This window comes from Deferrisoma palaeochoriense (assembly GCF_054656955.1).
Genome location: NZ_BAAHXI010000242.1, coordinates 1 through 208 on the forward strand (window position 1 = coordinate 1; position 208 = coordinate 208).

1 pseudogene is annotated in these 208 nt (G+C 64.9%); it reads right to left on the reverse strand.

The features are described 5' to 3' along the window. Positions 1 to 208 (reverse strand): annotated as a pseudogene (locus tag ACYQ8L_RS18865) (anaerobic carbon-monoxide dehydrogenase catalytic subunit); the annotation flags it as partial.

Consider the following 208-nt stretch of genomic DNA (forward strand, 5'->3'; position numbering starts at 1 on the left):
CACGTACTCCGCCCACTTCGTGCCCTCGATGAACGGGAACGTCACCCCAAACACCGTGAACACCCCGCTCGCCACGAAGTAGTGCCCGATCGCGATCGCCTTCTCGCTCATGTACTCCGGCGCCGCCCCAGCCACCGGCAGGTCCGAGATGTCATCGCCCAGACCGCCCGTCTTCACCATCTCCGAGAGCGCCACCAGAATCCGGCTA